Source organism: Mucilaginibacter terrae (assembly GCF_042679325.1).
GTDB classification, from domain to species: domain Bacteria; phylum Bacteroidota; class Bacteroidia; order Sphingobacteriales; family Sphingobacteriaceae; genus Mucilaginibacter; species Mucilaginibacter terrae.
The window spans coordinates 347762-362631 of sequence record NZ_JBHTMJ010000003.1 but is presented as its reverse complement, the minus strand read 5'-3'; the positions used below and the strand labels follow the sequence as shown (position 1 = coordinate 362631).

Annotated in this window: 15 protein-coding genes and 1 pseudogene; 6 read left to right on the top strand and 10 right to left on the bottom strand. The window is 43.2% G+C overall.

What is annotated here, in order from left to right:
* Positions 1–47: 47 nt before the first annotated feature.
* From sucC to ACFQ3S_RS03680, 3 genes and pseudogenes are all read left to right on the top strand, one after another.
* Positions 48–1241 (top strand): annotated as a pseudogene (gene sucC / locus ACFQ3S_RS03690) (ADP-forming succinate--CoA ligase subunit beta); the annotation flags it as partial.
* Between the two features lie 138 nt (positions 1242–1379).
* Positions 1380–1913, top strand: a complete 534-nt coding sequence (locus tag ACFQ3S_RS03685; protein WP_377161360.1) for a YceI family protein — start codon at positions 1380–1382, stop codon at positions 1911–1913.
* Positions 1914–2056: 143 nt separating this feature from the next.
* Positions 2057–2677, top strand: a complete 621-nt coding sequence (locus ACFQ3S_RS03680; RefSeq protein ID WP_377161358.1) for an L-threonylcarbamoyladenylate synthase — start codon at positions 2057–2059, stop codon at positions 2675–2677.
* 121 nt (positions 2678–2798) lie between these two features.
* Here the strand turns inward: ACFQ3S_RS03680 and trpA are convergent, their stop codons facing one another.
* The 4 genes from trpA to trpD all read right to left on the bottom strand — a co-directional run bounded on the left by trpA (position 2799) and on the right by trpD (position 6588).
* Positions 2799–3569 (bottom strand): tryptophan synthase subunit alpha, encoded by a 771-nt coding sequence (gene trpA, locus ACFQ3S_RS03675; RefSeq protein WP_377161356.1) that lies wholly within the window; start codon positions 3567–3569, stop codon positions 2799–2801.
* A gap of 142 nt (positions 3570–3711) precedes the next feature.
* On the bottom strand, positions 3712–4893 hold the full coding sequence (gene trpB / locus ACFQ3S_RS03670; RefSeq protein ID WP_377161354.1) for a tryptophan synthase subunit beta: 1182 nt from the start codon (positions 4891–4893) through the stop codon (positions 3712–3714).
* Position 4894: 1 nt separating this feature from the next.
* The gene (locus ACFQ3S_RS03665; protein WP_377161352.1) at positions 4895–5512 is read right to left on the bottom strand and encodes a phosphoribosylanthranilate isomerase; all 618 of its coding nucleotides are present in this window, start codon (positions 5510–5512) and stop codon (positions 4895–4897) included.
* An 89-nt stretch (positions 5513–5601) separates the two neighbouring features.
* A complete protein-coding gene (gene trpD / locus ACFQ3S_RS03660) occupies positions 5602–6588 on the bottom strand; it encodes an anthranilate phosphoribosyltransferase (protein WP_377161350.1) in 987 nt (328 codons plus the stop codon).
* A gap of 309 nt (positions 6589–6897) precedes the next feature.
* Between trpD and ACFQ3S_RS03655 the strand changes: the two genes are divergently transcribed.
* Together ACFQ3S_RS03655 and ACFQ3S_RS03650 are read left to right on the top strand one after the other, a co-directional pair.
* Positions 6898–7848, top strand: coding sequence for an ion channel (locus ACFQ3S_RS03655; RefSeq protein WP_377161348.1), 951 nt, complete (start codon positions 6898–6900; stop codon positions 7846–7848).
* 63 nt (positions 7849–7911) lie between these two features.
* Positions 7912–8772, top strand: coding sequence for an SDR family oxidoreductase (locus tag ACFQ3S_RS03650; RefSeq protein ID WP_377161346.1), 861 nt, complete (start codon positions 7912–7914; stop codon positions 8770–8772).
* Positions 8773–8822: 50 nt separating this feature from the next.
* On the opposite strand, the gene ACFQ3S_RS03645 is transcribed toward ACFQ3S_RS03650, so the two are convergent.
* The 6 genes from ACFQ3S_RS03645 to recR form a co-directional block, all read right to left on the bottom strand.
* Positions 8823–9341 carry a hypothetical protein gene (locus ACFQ3S_RS03645; RefSeq protein ID WP_377161344.1) on the bottom strand — a complete coding sequence of 173 codons (519 nt, stop codon included), beginning with the start codon at positions 9339–9341 and terminating at the stop codon, positions 8823–8825.
* Positions 9342–9602: 261 nt separating this feature from the next.
* A complete protein-coding gene (locus tag ACFQ3S_RS03640) occupies positions 9603–10193 on the bottom strand; it encodes a YdeI/OmpD-associated family protein (RefSeq protein ID WP_377161342.1) in 591 nt (196 codons plus the stop codon).
* Between the two features lie 27 nt (positions 10194–10220).
* Positions 10221–10418: a type II toxin-antitoxin system RelE family toxin gene (locus ACFQ3S_RS03635; RefSeq protein ID WP_377161844.1), complete on the bottom strand. Its 198-nt coding sequence runs from the start codon at positions 10416–10418 to the stop codon at positions 10221–10223.
* Positions 10419–10687: 269 nt separating this feature from the next.
* Positions 10688–11503: an SDR family oxidoreductase gene (locus tag ACFQ3S_RS03630; protein WP_377161340.1), complete on the bottom strand. Its 816-nt coding sequence runs from the start codon at positions 11501–11503 to the stop codon at positions 10688–10690.
* The gene (locus tag ACFQ3S_RS03625) at positions 11487–12326 is read right to left on the bottom strand and encodes a glycosyltransferase (protein WP_377161338.1); all 840 of its coding nucleotides are present in this window, start codon (positions 12324–12326) and stop codon (positions 11487–11489) included. The genes ACFQ3S_RS03630 and ACFQ3S_RS03625 overlap by 17 nt, the downstream gene beginning before the upstream one ends.
* Positions 12327–12331: 5 nt before the next feature.
* Positions 12332–12949 (bottom strand): recombination mediator RecR, encoded by a 618-nt coding sequence (gene recR, locus ACFQ3S_RS03620; RefSeq protein WP_377161336.1) that lies wholly within the window; start codon positions 12947–12949, stop codon positions 12332–12334.
* A gap of 436 nt (positions 12950–13385) precedes the next feature.
* On the opposite strand from recR, the gene ACFQ3S_RS03615 reads away from it, so the two are divergent.
* A complete protein-coding gene (locus tag ACFQ3S_RS03615) occupies positions 13386–14870 on the top strand; it encodes a sodium:solute symporter (RefSeq protein WP_377161334.1) in 1485 nt (494 codons plus the stop codon).

Below are 14870 nucleotides of genomic sequence, written 5' to 3'. Positions count from 1 at the left end.
TTTATAACTCCAACTGAAATTGTAGATTTACCGCAAATTCTTCACAAGACATGAATATTCACGAATATCAGGGTAAAGCCATACTAAAAAGTTTTGGCGTCAGAGTACAGGAAGGCATTGTAGCCGACACTGTGGAACAAGCTGTTGAAGCGGCCCAAAAAATGAAAGAAGATTACGGCTCGAGCTGGGTAGTTATTAAAGCCCAGATACATGCTGGTGGCCGTGGTAAAGGTGGTGGTGTTAAACTGGCAAAAAACCTCGATGAGGTTAAACAAAGAGCAAGCGATATTTTAGGCATGCAGCTGGTTACCCCGCAAACTGGTCCCGAAGGTAAACTGGTAAGCAAAGTATTAGTTGCACAGGATGTTTATTATCCTGGTGATAGTGAAACCAAGGAATATTACATGAGCGTATTGTTAGACCGTGCTAAAGGCCGTAACATTATCATGTACTCAACCGAAGGCGGTATGGATATTGAAGAAGTAGCTCACTCTACTCCTCACCTTATTTTTAAGGAAGAAATTGATCCTAAAGTTGGTTTACAAGGTTTCCAGGCTCGTAAAATTGCGTTTAACTTAGGTTTAAGCGGCGATGCGTTTAAGGATATGGTGAAGTTTATTGCTGCCTTATACAAAGCATACGATGCTACCGATTCTTCACAATTTGAAATTAACCCGGTATTAAAAACATCCGACAATAAAATTTTAGCGGTTGATGCTAAGGTAAATATCGATGATAATGCTTTATATCGCCATCCTGATTTTGCAGCCATGCGCGATACTAAAGAGGAAGACCCTACTGAAGTTGAAGCCAGTCACTCTAACCTTAACTATGTTAAATTAGATGGTAACGTAGGCTGTATGGTTAACGGTGCAGGTTTAGCAATGGCTACCATGGATATTATTAAGATTGCCGGTGGCGAGCCTGCTAACTTTTTAGACGTGGGCGGAACCGCTAATGCACAAACTGTTAAAGCAGGTTTCAACATTATACTGAGCGATCCTAAGGTTAAAGCAATTTTGATTAACATTTTTGGTGGTATTGTTCGTTGCGACCGTGTTGCCCAGGGTGTAATTGACGCTTACCAGGAAATTGGCGACATCCCTGTACCTATTATAGTTCGTTTACAAGGCACAAACGCTGCCGAAGCTAAAGAACTGATCGATAACTCGGGCTTAAAAGTTTTCTCGGCCATTCTATTAAAAGAAGCTGCCGAAAAAGTTAAAGAAGTTTTAGCATAAAAAATTATTTCTTAATCTACATTATGAAGGGAACCTAAAAAGTTCCCTTTTTTTGTATCATAAATTTAAGAATAAATATTTGCGTGTTTAAACATATAAATGTTTATAATTGCGTAATCATCTAAAAATCATAAAACTATGGCAACTACAAAATGGGTATTAGACCCAATGCACTCAGAAGTACAATTCAAGGTTAAGCACCTCGTAATTTCTACCGTAACCGGTTCGTTCCGCAAATTTGAAGGCGAAGTGCATACCGAAAGCGAAGACTTCACCGATTCGGAAGTTAGCTTTTCGTTAGATGTAAACAGTATTGATACCACCCAGGAAGCCCGTGACGAGCATTTAAAAAGTGCCGAGTTTTTTGATGCGGCTACTTATCCAAAAATCAGCTTCAAATCAACTAAATTAGCTAAAGTAAGCGGCAGCGATTACAAGCTTGATGGTCATCTTACCATTAAAGACGTAACCAAACCGGTTACTTTAGATGTGGAATTTGGCGGATCGGCAGCTGATTTTTACGGACAAACCAAAGCAGGTTTTGAAATCACCGGCAAAATTAACCGTAAAGATTTTAGCTTAACCTGGGATGGCATTACTGAAGCCGGTTCCATAGTAGTTGGCGAAGATATTAAACTGATCATTAACGCGCAGTTTACCAAGCAAGCGTAAAAGCCCCACCCAAACCCTCCCCGGGAGGGAGGACTTAAATAATCAAGAAAAGCTTCATTTCTCCCTCCCTCCCTCCCGGGGAGGGCCGGAGTGGGGCTTTTTCTTTTTTAAAACCAAGTTATGCCTATAATTGCTTAACTATTATGCTTATTAAAATTTATCCCGAAAACCCTAACGCAAAAGCCATTGAGCAGGTAGTGCAGGTACTACGCCGGGGCGGTGTGATCATATACCCTACCGATACGGTTTATGGATTAGGCTGCGATATTAAAAATCAAAAAGCTATAGAAACTATTGCCCGCATACGTCAAATTAAACCAGATAAGGCCAACTTCTCTTTTGTATGTCATGACTTGAGCAATTTGAGCGAATATACCAAACCTATGGATAATGCCACTTACCGGGTGCTCAAAAAAGCCCTGCCTGGTCCGTTCACCTTTATATTGAATGCCAGTGGCAGTGTGCCCAAACTGTTAAGCTCTAACAAAAAAACGGTAGGCATACGTGTGCCCGATAATAATATAGCCCGCGAGATAGTAAGGGAATTGGGTAACCCTATTCTGTCGGCATCTCTTAAAGATGATGACGATATTATGGAATATTCGACCGATCCTGAATTGATCCACGAAAAATATGAAAACCTGGTAGACCTGGTTATAGACGGCGGCTACGGCGGCAACATTGCCTCTACCGTTGTTGACGTAACCTCAGGCGAGTTTGAGGTAATACGGGAAGGTAAAGGCGATTTGGAAATGTATTTGTAATCAGTAGACGCAAGAGCCAAGAAACAAGAGACAAGACTTTTTCTTATGTCCGATCAAGCAAGCCGCTTAACCATATAAAAAAATCTTGTCTCTTGTTTCTTATTTCTTGTCTCTATTTCCCCTATCCCTTTATGCTTTTCACAAACTCAGGTATTCGCTGCAGGTAATTATCCTCGGCCAAAAATTTCACAAAGGCACTGCCTACAATGGCACCATTGGCATAAGCTGTAGCTTTATCAAAAGCCGCCTTATTACCAATACCAAAGCCAATCACAAGCGGGTTTTTCAGCTCCATATCTTTAATGCGTTTAAAATAAGTTTCGGTCACATCACCCAATTCCAAACTGCCACCGGTTATGGAAGCCGATGATAACAGATAAATAAAACTGCTGCTCAGTTCGTCTATCTTACGGATGCGGGCTTCGGCAGTTTGCGGTGTTACCAAAAATATGTTGCTGATTTTGTGCTGGGCAAAACAGTCTTTGTACAGCGTTTCGTACTCATACATAGGCAAATCGGGTACAATTACACCGTCTACCCCTACCTCGGCAGCTTTGGCGCAAAAACGTTCCACACCATATTGCACCATAGGGTTGGCATAGCCCATTAACAATACAGGGATGCTTACCCGCTTGCGCAGGTCGGCCAGCTGTTCAAACAGCAGGTTAAGGTTCATGCCGTTATCGAGCGCCTTTTGCGAACTATTTTGAATAGTAGGTCCATCGGCCACCGGGTCGCTGTACGGGAAACCAATTTCCAGGAAATCGGCACCGGCTTTTTCCAATGCTTCGGCGATGTCTACAGTGGTATTAAGTTCCGGGTAACCTGCAGTAAAGTACACGGAGAGGAGATTTTTATTTTTAGTATTGAAAAGTTGGTTAAGCCGGTTCATGGTTTAGTGTTTTCTTCCCTCCTTGGGGAGGGGTGTGTTGGGTTTGTGTAATGGTAGGGAGGGGTTTGTCGCCGCTTCAAATCGCTTTGTTAAACCGCTCCCTGCCTTCCCGAGGGAAGGATGTATAGCTGGCAATGGCTATTTAAAAGCCGAAATGCTTAATGTAAGTACTCAAGTCTTTATCTCCCCTTCCTGATAGACAAATTACCACGTTATCAGTTTTTTCAAACGTCATTTTTTCGAGATAGGCAAACGCGTGTGCCGATTCGATAGCCGGGATGATACCTTCCAGTTGCGATACCAGCAAACCAGCTTCCAGTGATTCCTCGTCGGTGATGTTAACGTACTGCGCCCGTTTAACTTTATGCAAGTGCGCGTGTTGCGGGCCAATGCCCGGGTAATCCAATCCTGCCGAAATGGAATAGGGTTCTACCACTTGCCCGTCATCCGTTTGCATTAAAATGGTGCGGCTGCCATGCAAAATACCTTCGCGGCCTAATACCGATGTGGCTGCCGAATGACCACTATTTACACCTTTACCAGCTGCTTCCACGGCTATCAACTTTACTTCTTCATCATCTAAAAAATGATAGAACATACCCATGGCATTGCTGCCACCGCCAACGCAGGCCAGCACATATTCGGGCAGTTCCTTGCCGGTTTGTTCCAGCAGCTGCTTCTTGGTTTCGAGGGAAATAATGGATTGAAAACGGGCCACCATTTCGGGATAAGGGTACGGCCCTACCACCGAACCAATAATATAATGCGTATCCACCGGATTATTTATCCAGTCGCGCATGGCCTCGTTGGTAGCATCTTTCAGCGTTTTACTGCCCGATGTGGCCGGTACCACTTTGGCGCCCAGCATTTTCATACGGGCAACGTTAGGTGCCTGGCGCTCCATGTCTATCTCGCCCATATAAACTATACACTCAATGCCTTTTAAGGCGCAAACGGTAGCGGTAGCCACTCCATGCTGCCCGGCACCGGTTTCGGCTATAATGCGTTTTTTACCCAGCTTTTGAGCCAGCAATATTTGCCCTATAGCGTTGTTGATCTTGTGCGAACCGGTATGGTTTAGGTCCTCACGTTTAAGAAAGATGTTAGCACCATACTTTTCGGATAAGCGTTTTGCTAAATATAACGGTGAAGGCCTTCCTACATAATCTTTCATCAACTGATCGAACTCGGCAATAAATGCAGCATCAGTTATAATGGCATTGTATTGCTGACGCAGTTCTTCTACGTTAGGGTACAGCATTTCGGGGATGTAGGCTCCACCAAAATCGCCGTAGTAGCCCTGCTCATTAACGGTATATTTCATCTTAATCTCTTAATATTTTAAATGCTTCACGAAGCTTGGTTATATCTTTCATGCCCGGTTCGGTTTCAAACCTGCTATTAAGGTCAACACCATAAAAGGCAGGGTGTTTAATTTGCTTTACTTTTTGCAGGTTATCCAAACTTAATCCCCCGCAAATAAAAAAAGGTATATCCAGTTTATAGTTGTTCAGGGTGTCCCAATTAAATGCCTTGCCCGAACCACCATGAACTTCCGTTTTGGTATCGAACATTAAATAATCTACATAACCTGCGTAAGCATTCAGCTGATCAAATTTAAAGGCATCATCTATACCAAACGCCTTAAAAACAGTTACTTTACTGCGCAGAGCCTGGCAAAATTCAGGGCTTTCGCCACCGTGTAGTTGTACCGCATTAAAGCCATACTCTTTTACCAGCAAATTAATTTTGCCGGCATCTTCATTCACAAAAACAGCTGTTCTGTAAACCGATTGGGGTAAAGCTTCGAGCACAGCGGGCGGTAAAGCAGCCACATAACGCGGCGATAGGTCATAGCAAATAAAGCCCATATAATCGGGCGATAAGCCTGCCACTTCCTTAATATTCTCCGGGTCCTTCATCCCGCATACTTTTATTTTCATTGCCTGTTTTTAGGAGACACAAAGTATTGTGTCTCTACATTGGTATAACTCATGCTTCCTCCCATCAACCATGAACTAATAACTATTAACTAATTCAATAACAGTTTAAAACTATTTAACGCTTTGTGAGCCAACAAGGATTGCTCTGCTTCGTAAAAGCTATCGGCAAAAGTTTTAGCAGGTTCCATAGTGCGTATGGCTAAAGCGGCGTTACACAGTACTACATTATTTTGTGCGGTGGTACCCTGCCCGTTCAACACCTGCATAAAGATCCCCGCCGAATCGGCCACGGTATGACCGCCAGTAATTTCGGCTGCGTTCAGTTTATCAAAACCCAAATCTGTAATGCTGTTAATCTTTTCGCCCTCGGCCGAAAACGTTTTAAAATCACCTGTTAATGAAACCTCATCGTAACCATCCAGCGCGTTCAAAATAGTGTAATTAACCGCCGATTTTTGGTATAAATACGCGTATAACCGCGCCAACTCTAAATTATATACCCCTACCATCTGGTTGTTGGGTTTGGCCGGGTTCACCAGCGGGCCCAGCATATTAAAAAAGGTTTTAACCCCCAACTCGCGACGTACAGGTGCAACGTTTTTCATGGCGGGGTGAAACAGCGGCGCGTGCAAAAAGCAAATGCCGGCTTTATCTAAAGTGCTGTTCAGCTTGCTCTCATCGCTGGTAAATTGGTAACCCAGGTACTCCATTACATTGGATGAGCCGCAACCCGACGATACGCCGTAGTTACCATGCTTGGCCACCTTATATCCTGCACCGGCCACCACAAACGAGGCCAGCGTAGAAATATTGAACGTGTCCTTACCATCGCCGCCGGTACCGCACAGGTCTATCAGTTCATCGGCTTCCAGTTTAATGGGCAGGCAAAGTTCCAGCATGCCATCGCGGAAGCCTTCCAACTCGTTTACCGTAATGGTACGCATGCAATAGGCCGTCATAAATGCCGCCATTTGCGAGGTGTTGTATTTACCCTGCGCAATGTTGGTGAGTATGTCTTTACTCTGCTCGCGACTAAAGGTTTTATGTTCGAATAAGTGATTTAATATAGCTTTCATGCCCCCCGGCCCCCTAAAGGGGGAGTATTTTTAAGTGATCAATCTATTATCTCCCTGAGAATATTTCATGCTCCCCCTTCAGGGGGCTGGGGGGCATGCACAAAAAAAGGATTGCCTGTTGGGCAATCCTTAGTATATCTTATTTATATAAACAGAAGATTGCCTTACGATTTCTCGTTAAGCCACCACCAGTTATTGTTTTGTATTTTCATTGTTTTTATGGGGCAAATATGATTATTGTTTTTCCTAAATGCAAATCATACTTCTATTTTTACATACTTAAACGCATATTAATTTATCTCCGCACCAATGGCCGCCAATAATTTACCCGATGATCCGCAAAACGACTTAGGTTTAGGCAATAAAGCGGTGACGCAGCGAGTCATTAACCGCGATGGAAGCATCAACATTATACGCAAGGGAATTCCGTATTTAAGCACGTTCGACAACTACAATTCGCTCATCACCATGGGCTGGGGCAAATTCTGGTTTTTTGTAATTAGTGCGTACCTGCTTACCAATATCCTGTTTGCCACCATTTATGTAACCTTAGGTATTCAGAACTTACTCGGGGCCGATATGGAATCGCCCCTGCACCAGTTTCTGAGCGCCTTCTTCTTTTCGGCACAAACCTTATCTACTGTGGGTTACGGTCATGTGAGCCCCAAAGGCATACCTACTAATTTTGTAGCTGCTTTTGAATCGATGCTGGGTTTACTGGCCTTTGCCATAGCAACGGGTTTACTTTATGGACGCATCTCCCGGCCATCGGCCAAAATTGAGTATAGCGATAACATCCTGGTTGCTCCCTATACGCCGACCGGGAGTGGATTAATGCTCAGGCTGGCCAGTAAACGGCGTACGGTACTTATTGATCTTACTATGGAAATCATCTTCTCTTATAACGAAGAGATTAACGGTAAGATCATCAGGCGGTTTCATAATCTGAAACTGGAACGTAGCCAGGTAAGTATTTTAACACTAAGCTGGACGGTGGTACATCCTATAAATGAGCAAAGCCCGCTTTACGGCATCACACCCGAAATAATGGAGGCGGGCAAAGCCAGCTTTGTAGTTTTGTTGCAGGCTTTTGATGATACGTTTTCGCAAACGGTACACTCCCGTACTTCCTATATGTATAACGAGTTGGTTTGGGGCGGCAAGTTTAATCCCGCGTTTTACGACGAGCCAAACGGACTGGTAACGCTGGATATTACCCGGATCAGTGATTTTACGCCAACAAAAATTTCAAACAGTTAATAATTTGAATGAAAATAAACTATTAATTAAGCACACGGTTTAGTAATAAAACTACTAAACACCATGAAACAGAAACCAACCGAATTTACAGACAAACCACAAAATCATCAGCCTGGTATTGAAAGCGAAATGACACCTAAACCGGAATTTATTAACCCGGATTATAAGGCAGTGGGACGTTTAAAAGGCAAAGTAGCATTAGTTACCGGTGGCGACAGCGGTATTGGCCGCGCTGTTAGCGTACACTATGCCTATGAAGGTGCCGATGTAGCCATTGTATATTTTGATGAAGATACCGATGCCGAAGAAACCAAACAATTAGTAGAAGAGGCCGGCCAGCGTTGCGTATTAATTAAAGGCGATATTAAGCAAAGTAGTTTTTGTAAACAAGCCGTTGAGAAAACAGTAGCCGAATTAGGCAAGCTGAATATATTAGTTAATAATGCCGCCGTTCAGTTTCCGAAAGATGACCTGGAAGCCATTGATGAAGAACAATTAGACACTACCTTCAGAACCAATATTTTCTCCCACTTCTACTTTGCATCGGCCGCGTTAAAGCATTTACACGAAGGAGACAGCATTATTAACACTACATCGGTTACCGCCTATCGCGCTTCGCCGCATTTGTTAGATTATTCGTCAACCAAAGGCGCTATAGTAACTTTTACCCGTTCGTTGGCTACCAACCTGGCTAAAAAGAAGATTAGGGTAAACGGCGTGGCGCCCGGCCCCATCTGGACGCCGCTCATTGTATCAACATTTGATGAGGAAAAGATCCAGCTGTTTGGTAAAGATGTGGCTATGGAACGTGCCGGTCAACCATCCGAAGTGGCCCCAGCTTATGTATTCCTGGCATCAGATGATGCTTCGTATATAACCGGGCAGATCATCCATGTTAATGGTGGTGAGATTATAAACGGATAAAGCCCACTCTAAATCTCCCCCAGGTGGGGAGACTTTTATATATCGCTTTCTTAAAGCCCGCCGTCCTGCGGAGGGTTTGGGAGAGGCTTTCTCTTTTCTATTTCGGACATAGTTTCATAAATTATATTTTTTTTGTAAACTACAGGTTTACCTATGGCTACCACAGCTACACTATCTGTAGGGAATTTATAATTAGTAGTGTGGGAACCGGCCCAGCCATCTATGACAGATAACCCTGGCATGAAGTCAGCCTCTTTGCCATCAAATATTGCTTTACCACTTTCTACCTGCGACCAGGCGGCGGCACGATATACCGAAATTGTGGTTTGAACCTGTGTAATAAATGTTTTATAGGGGATAGTTAATCCTTTTAATTTGCAGTATTCGTTAAAAAGAGCTACAGAATTTTCATGACCCGGCTTATCTAACTTAGCAGATCCTTTCAGGCCTTTAACCTCCAAAAAATCTACAAATCCGTTCCAAAATGCACGTTGTTCTTTGTTGATAGTTTGAGCGTTGGCCGATGTTATAACCAGGGCCACAAACAAAGTTAGTAGTATGCTTTTCATCGATAAGTATGGGTTGAAGTAGGTGTACGGCAAATATAGCATAGAAACCTCCCACCACCACAAAACCCGGCATTTTATTATGCGCTTATTGGAACAGCGCGATCTCCGAATATAGGCTAAATTGCTATATAGAAGATAGGTGTTTTGAAGGGGTTCATGGTTCGTAGATGATGGTTCGTGGTAAACGGGTGCAGTATTATAAACTATTATCAATAAATCACACCTATATATGATCTAAGAACTATCAAATATGAACTAAAATTACTTTGCAATAGGGTGATTGACCTTGATGTTTTGGCCGGCCAGTATAACGGTTTGTACTATCCGTTTTTGCCGTGTTTCGGGCCTTTTGGCATTAAATATCCATTCTAATATTCCCCGGCGCGACGAGCGTGAGAATTTCTCCCAATTAGCCAGCGCTTCCGCATCTTGTTTAAAAGCCTCCTGCAAGTCATCGGGCATCATTACTTCATCAACCAAATGGAGCGCGTTCCAGGTGCCGCTTTGTTTCGCAAGTTCTATTATGGCCAATCCGGCGGGCATCATCAGGTTTTGCTGCAGCAGTTTCTCCACCTTTAATTTATTAACCTTGCTCCAGTTACTTTTTGCATTACGCTTTGAAAAAAACTGGTAATAACTTTCTTCATCCCGCTTGTTAGGCTTACTGTCTATCCAACCAAAGCATAAAGCTTCGTCAACCGCTTCAGGGTAATATACGCTGGATGTTTTGCTTTCTTTACGGTAAATAATTAGCCAAACAGAAGTTTCGGACTGATGATTTTTTGCCAGCCACTGCCGCCATGCCGCCCTTGACCGGGCATGAAATGTTTTGACACCATCCTTAGTTTCCATGTCCACAGGAAATTATATATGCTAAATTTAAATGTTTGTACACACATCTTTTCTGTGCCCAACCTTTAACACATGAATGATAAGTTGAGCATCTTTAATACTATTGATTATTCTGTAATTGCTAACACGAACCCTGTATAAGTTTTGATGACCATTTAGTTTTTTAACACCATGCGGTATTGGTTTAAGTTGCAACCTGTCAAATATTTCATCAATAGCTTTAATGATATGGAGAGGTAATAAAGCAATTTCCTTTTAAGCCGATCTCTTAATGAAGATCTGATATTCAGGTATCTGTTTCCTGGGTTTGAATAATTCTATCCATCACAGTCTTATAGTATTCTGCCGGTTCTTCAAAACACTGTAATGCTTCTAAGCCCTCCAAAAAGTCTTCGATCTGTTCGCCGTAAGTGTTGAGGTCAATAACCACAGCATATTTTTAACCTGCTTCATCTGTAATGTATTGAATGCTTTTCAAAACCTAAATATACCTATTATTTCAACAACGAATCTTTCTCCTTAGCAAATTTATTGTAGACCATCTGATCTAAAAATGAAGGTAGAAACTTGCTTAAGAGTACAGTTAATTTCCCTATACCCGTCATAATAAGTGTACGACTGTGGTTTTCTATACCTTTTACGATGATCTTCGCCACTTCTTCAACCGACATCATTTTGTCTTCTTCCAAACTACTTTCGCCTTGTTGCTGTGCATTTTTATTGAGTGCGGTGTTACGGATGTTTGATGCTGTAAAGCCAGGACAAGCGGTCATGATGTGTACGCCGTTCTTTAAATTTTCTACCCGTAAGGCATCTAAAAAGCCGTTCATGGCAAACTTGGAGGCCGAGTAACCCGTACGACCGGGCAAGCCTTTATAACCCGCTATAGAAGATACGCCAACCACGGTACCTTTGGTTTTGATGATCTCGGGCAGGGCGTATTTGGTACAATAAACTGTTCCCCAAAAATTAACATCCATTAACGACTTCAGTACTTTCAGGTCGAGGTCGTTAAATAACGCCCGCATACTAATGCCCGCATTATTAATGAGCACATCTATCTTTCCAAAAGTTAATATAGTTTGTTTGATCAGGAAAGCACAATCTTCTTCAACACTTACGTCACACTGAACAGCTAATGCCTTCGTATTGTATTGCTTTTGAATATCGCTGGTAATTTCGCAAAGGCTAACGTATTGACGGGCACCTAAAACCAGCTTAGCACCGCGGCCGGCCAGTTCGTAAGCCAGGGCTTTGCCTATACCCGATGAAGCACCGGTAATAATTACTACTTTATTGTTTAAGTCCATAAGCCGGGGAAGACCACCGCGGCATAGCTTTTAAACGCAGCTCGGGCATCTTTAATAAATATTTAGCCCCAAAAATAAGCATTGCACCGTAAAAGTTTCGGATATAGTTTAAGCTGGCTTTAGATGACTGCGGCATAGGCTGCTGTATTACAAATGTTTTGGCAAAGTAAAAGTTTTTAAACCCTGCCAGCCTAATGCGGTACGAAAGATCGATATCTTGCCCATAGGCTTGAAAGCGTTCATCAAACAAACCTATCTCGTTTAAAACAGATTTACGCAAAACCATAAAGTAGTTGTTCAGCACATCGGTCTGCGTATTTTCAAACTCTCCTACCCAACCTGCCTCATAATGATGACTGAATAGCTGCGATTTAGAGAATAATTTGGATAAACCTGTGAACCTAAAAAAGTTAATCCAGGCAAGAGGCATAGCCTTTTTAGATTCGGGCACGAAGTTACCCTCTGCATCCAGTATCCGTACAGATAAGCCACCCGCCTGGGGGTGAATTTCCATAAATTTCAAAACTTTATCCAGCGTGTCTTCGCCCGTTACCATGTTAGGGTGCATTACCAGTACATAATCGCCGGTTGATGCTTTAATCCCCTGGTTAACTGCTTTGGTAAAGCCCAGCGTTTTTTCGTTAACTATTAAACCAACCTGCGGAAACTCGTTGATGATCATATTTACCGACTGATCGGCCGATGCGTTATCTATTACCGTTATCTCGCTATCCAGATGCTGTACAGCCTGCTTTAAAGCAGCTAAAGCCTGCCGCAAAGGCCTGCACAAATTTTGGTTAACAATAACAACAGATAGTTTCATGAATTCTATTTAGCAAGCGAGTTTTCGTAGGGTACGCGAGTGGTAATTGATCGCCCCAGGGTAATTTCATCCACGTACTCTAATTCTCCTCCAAATGCTATGCCACGTGCAATGGTGGAGATGTTTATGTGGAAATCTTTTAAGCGTTTGTGCAAATAAAAGATGGTGGTATCTCCCTCCATAGTGGCACTAAGGGCAAAAATCACTTCTTTGGTCTCATTTGCCCTCATTCGTTCCACTAAAGAGTCCACTTGCAGGTCTGACGGGCCAATGCCATCCATAGGCGAAATCAGTCCGCCCAATACATGGTACACCCCATTGTACTGATTTGTATTCTCTATGGCCATTACATCGCGCGTATCTTCTACTACGCAAATGGTGGCGCGGTCGCGTTTATGGGAAGTGCAAATTTCGCAAACGGTGTGGTCGGAGATGTTGTGGCACACACGGCAGTGCTGAATCTCGTTACGTAACTTGATCATGGACAAACCGAAGCGTTCTACATCGGTCATATCCTGGTTAAGCAGGTGCAGCACCAGGCGCAGGGCAGTTTTTTGTCCAACCCCAGGCAGTTTAGAAAACTCGGCCACGGCATTCTCCAACAACTTCGACGAAAAATTCATATATTCAAATTTACATTTTTTACAGCTTATTTTCGGTCAGGGCAGGTTCATAATTAGCCCCTTTCTAAATCCTCCACGCAAGGGAGGACTTTAATCGCACCATTTTTGGCGCCGCCGCCGCTCGGCTCCGGCCGAGTGGCAACACTTGCTGCCGCCGCTCGGCTCCGGCCGAGTGGCAACTATTATCCGGCCTCCGGCCGGCGTTGCTTTATGTCAGATTCGTAAATTGGGCGGGGCGGCCAGAGGCCGCTATATAGTACTCACTCGGCCGGAGCCGAGCGAGGGCGGGCAACAGACAAACCTCTTTATTGGCTGTTGTACAAAATCCGTCTACGCATTAGGCAGGTTAAACGTTTTGTTGTAGTTTTAAGGCCTAACCAAATCATCACTTGGAAGCAAGGGTTTAAATAAGTTTTACCAATTTTAATTAATTACTATGTCGCCCGGAGTTTTACTTTTATTTATAGCCGGATACTTTTTAGTACTTATCCTTATCTCCTACTTTACCTCGCGCAAGGCCTCTGATAATGATACCTTTTTTGTGGCCAACCGTAACTCTAAATGGTACCTGGTTGCCTTCGGTATGATAGGTACGGCACTAAGCGGTGTTACCTTTATATCGGTACCGGGCAAGGTAGGTGCCCCCAGTGGCGACCAATTCGCTTACTTCCAGTTTGTATTGGGTAACGCGGCCGGGTTTATTGTGATAGCTACCGTGCTGCTGCCCTTGTATTACCGCTTGCAGCTAACCTCCATTTACAGTTATATTGAAGGTGCTTTAGGCCAATGGAGTTATAAAACGGCGGCTACCATATTTTTAATCAGCCGCACTATCGGCTCATCGTTCAGGTTATACCTGGTGGTTATTGTACTGCAGAAATTTATTTTCGATAGCTATGGTATTCCGTTTTGGGCTACGGTGCTGTTTTGTTTGGTGCTTATATGGTCGTACACATTTAAGGGCGGGTTAAAAACTATAATCATTACCGATAGTTTACAAACGCTCTTCCTGGTGTCGTCGGTGTTCTTATCCATCTATTTTATTTGCCGCAGTATGGATTTTAATATACTGGAGGCCGTTAATGCCATTAAGGAAAGCAGTTATTCTAAGATCTTTTTCTTTAACGATTTTTTAAGCAGTAAGCTTCATTTCAGTAAAGCGTTTTTAGGTGGCTTGTTCATCACCATTGCTATGACGGGGCTGGACCAGGACCTGATGCAAAAGAACTTGAGCTGTAAAAACATAGGCGAGGCGCAAAAGAACATGTTCAGCTTTACGGCGGTATTTGTGGTCATCAACATTTTCTTTTTAAGTGTAGGTGCTTTGTTGTATATCTATGCCGCCAAAAACGGCATCAGCGTAGCTAAAACCGATTACCTATACCCTACTATAGCGCTGCAATACCTGGGTGTAATACCGGCTATTGTATTTATGCTGGGTTTAACGGCAGCTACTTTTGCCACTACCGATTCGGCCCTTACGGCACTTACTACTTCTTTTTGTGTAGATTTTTTAAACTTTAACAAACGCGGCGACGTAAATACACCCGCTATGGTACGCACCCGGCATTACGTGCATGTGGGGCTTTCGCTGCTGATGTTTGTAACTATTATATTGTTTAACTTGGTAAACAATGATGCAGTGGTAAGCGCCATATTTAAGGTAGCCTCTTACACTTACGGGCCCATGCTGGGGCTGTATGGCTTTGGATTGTTTATGAGCGGCAGGCAGGTAAACGACAAACTTGTACCGTTTATTTGCCTCATATCACCAGCGGTATGTTTCTTTTTAAGTACCGAATCAAAAACCCTGCTGGGCGGTTATGTATTTGACAACGAACTCATCATTGTTAATGGTTTAATTACCTTTGCCGGCTTGCTGCTTACGTCGAAGGCTAAAACCAAAGTTGCAGCGTTGTAA

Excerpts from the sequence above, each read along its gene's own strand:
- ACFQ3S_RS03685 (WP_377161360.1), top strand. The coding sequence starts at position 1,380 with ATGGCAACTACAAAATGGGTATTAGACCCAATGCACTCAGAAGTACAA.
- ACFQ3S_RS03680 (WP_377161358.1), top strand. The coding sequence starts at position 2,057 with ATGCTTATTAAAATTTATCCCGAAAACCCTAACGCAAAAGCCATTGAG.
- trpA (WP_377161356.1), bottom strand. The coding sequence starts at position 3,569 with ATGAACCGGCTTAACCAACTTTTCAATACTAAAAATAAAAATCTCCTC.
- trpB (WP_377161354.1), bottom strand. The coding sequence starts at position 4,893 with ATGAAATATACCGTTAATGAGCAGGGCTACTACGGCGATTTTGGTGGA.
- ACFQ3S_RS03665 (WP_377161352.1), bottom strand. The coding sequence starts at position 5,512 with ATGAAAATAAAAGTATGCGGGATGAAGGACCCGGAGAATATTAAGGAA.
- trpD (WP_377161350.1), bottom strand. The coding sequence starts at position 6,588 with ATGAAAGCTATATTAAATCACTTATTCGAACATAAAACCTTTAGTCGC.
- ACFQ3S_RS03655 (WP_377161348.1), top strand. The coding sequence starts at position 6,898 with ATGGCCGCCAATAATTTACCCGATGATCCGCAAAACGACTTAGGTTTA.
- ACFQ3S_RS03650 (WP_377161346.1), top strand. The coding sequence starts at position 7,912 with ATGAAACAGAAACCAACCGAATTTACAGACAAACCACAAAATCATCAG.
- ACFQ3S_RS03645 (WP_377161344.1), bottom strand. The coding sequence starts at position 9,341 with ATGAAAAGCATACTACTAACTTTGTTTGTGGCCCTGGTTATAACATCG.
- ACFQ3S_RS03640 (WP_377161342.1), bottom strand. The coding sequence starts at position 10,193 with ATGGAAACTAAGGATGGTGTCAAAACATTTCATGCCCGGTCAAGGGCG.
- ACFQ3S_RS03630 (WP_377161340.1), bottom strand. The coding sequence starts at position 11,503 with ATGGACTTAAACAATAAAGTAGTAATTATTACCGGTGCTTCATCGGGT.
- ACFQ3S_RS03625 (WP_377161338.1), bottom strand. The coding sequence starts at position 12,326 with ATGAAACTATCTGTTGTTATTGTTAACCAAAATTTGTGCAGGCCTTTG.
- recR (WP_377161336.1), bottom strand. The coding sequence starts at position 12,949 with ATGAATTTTTCGTCGAAGTTGTTGGAGAATGCCGTGGCCGAGTTTTCT.
- ACFQ3S_RS03615 (WP_377161334.1), top strand. The coding sequence starts at position 13,386 with ATGTCGCCCGGAGTTTTACTTTTATTTATAGCCGGATACTTTTTAGTA.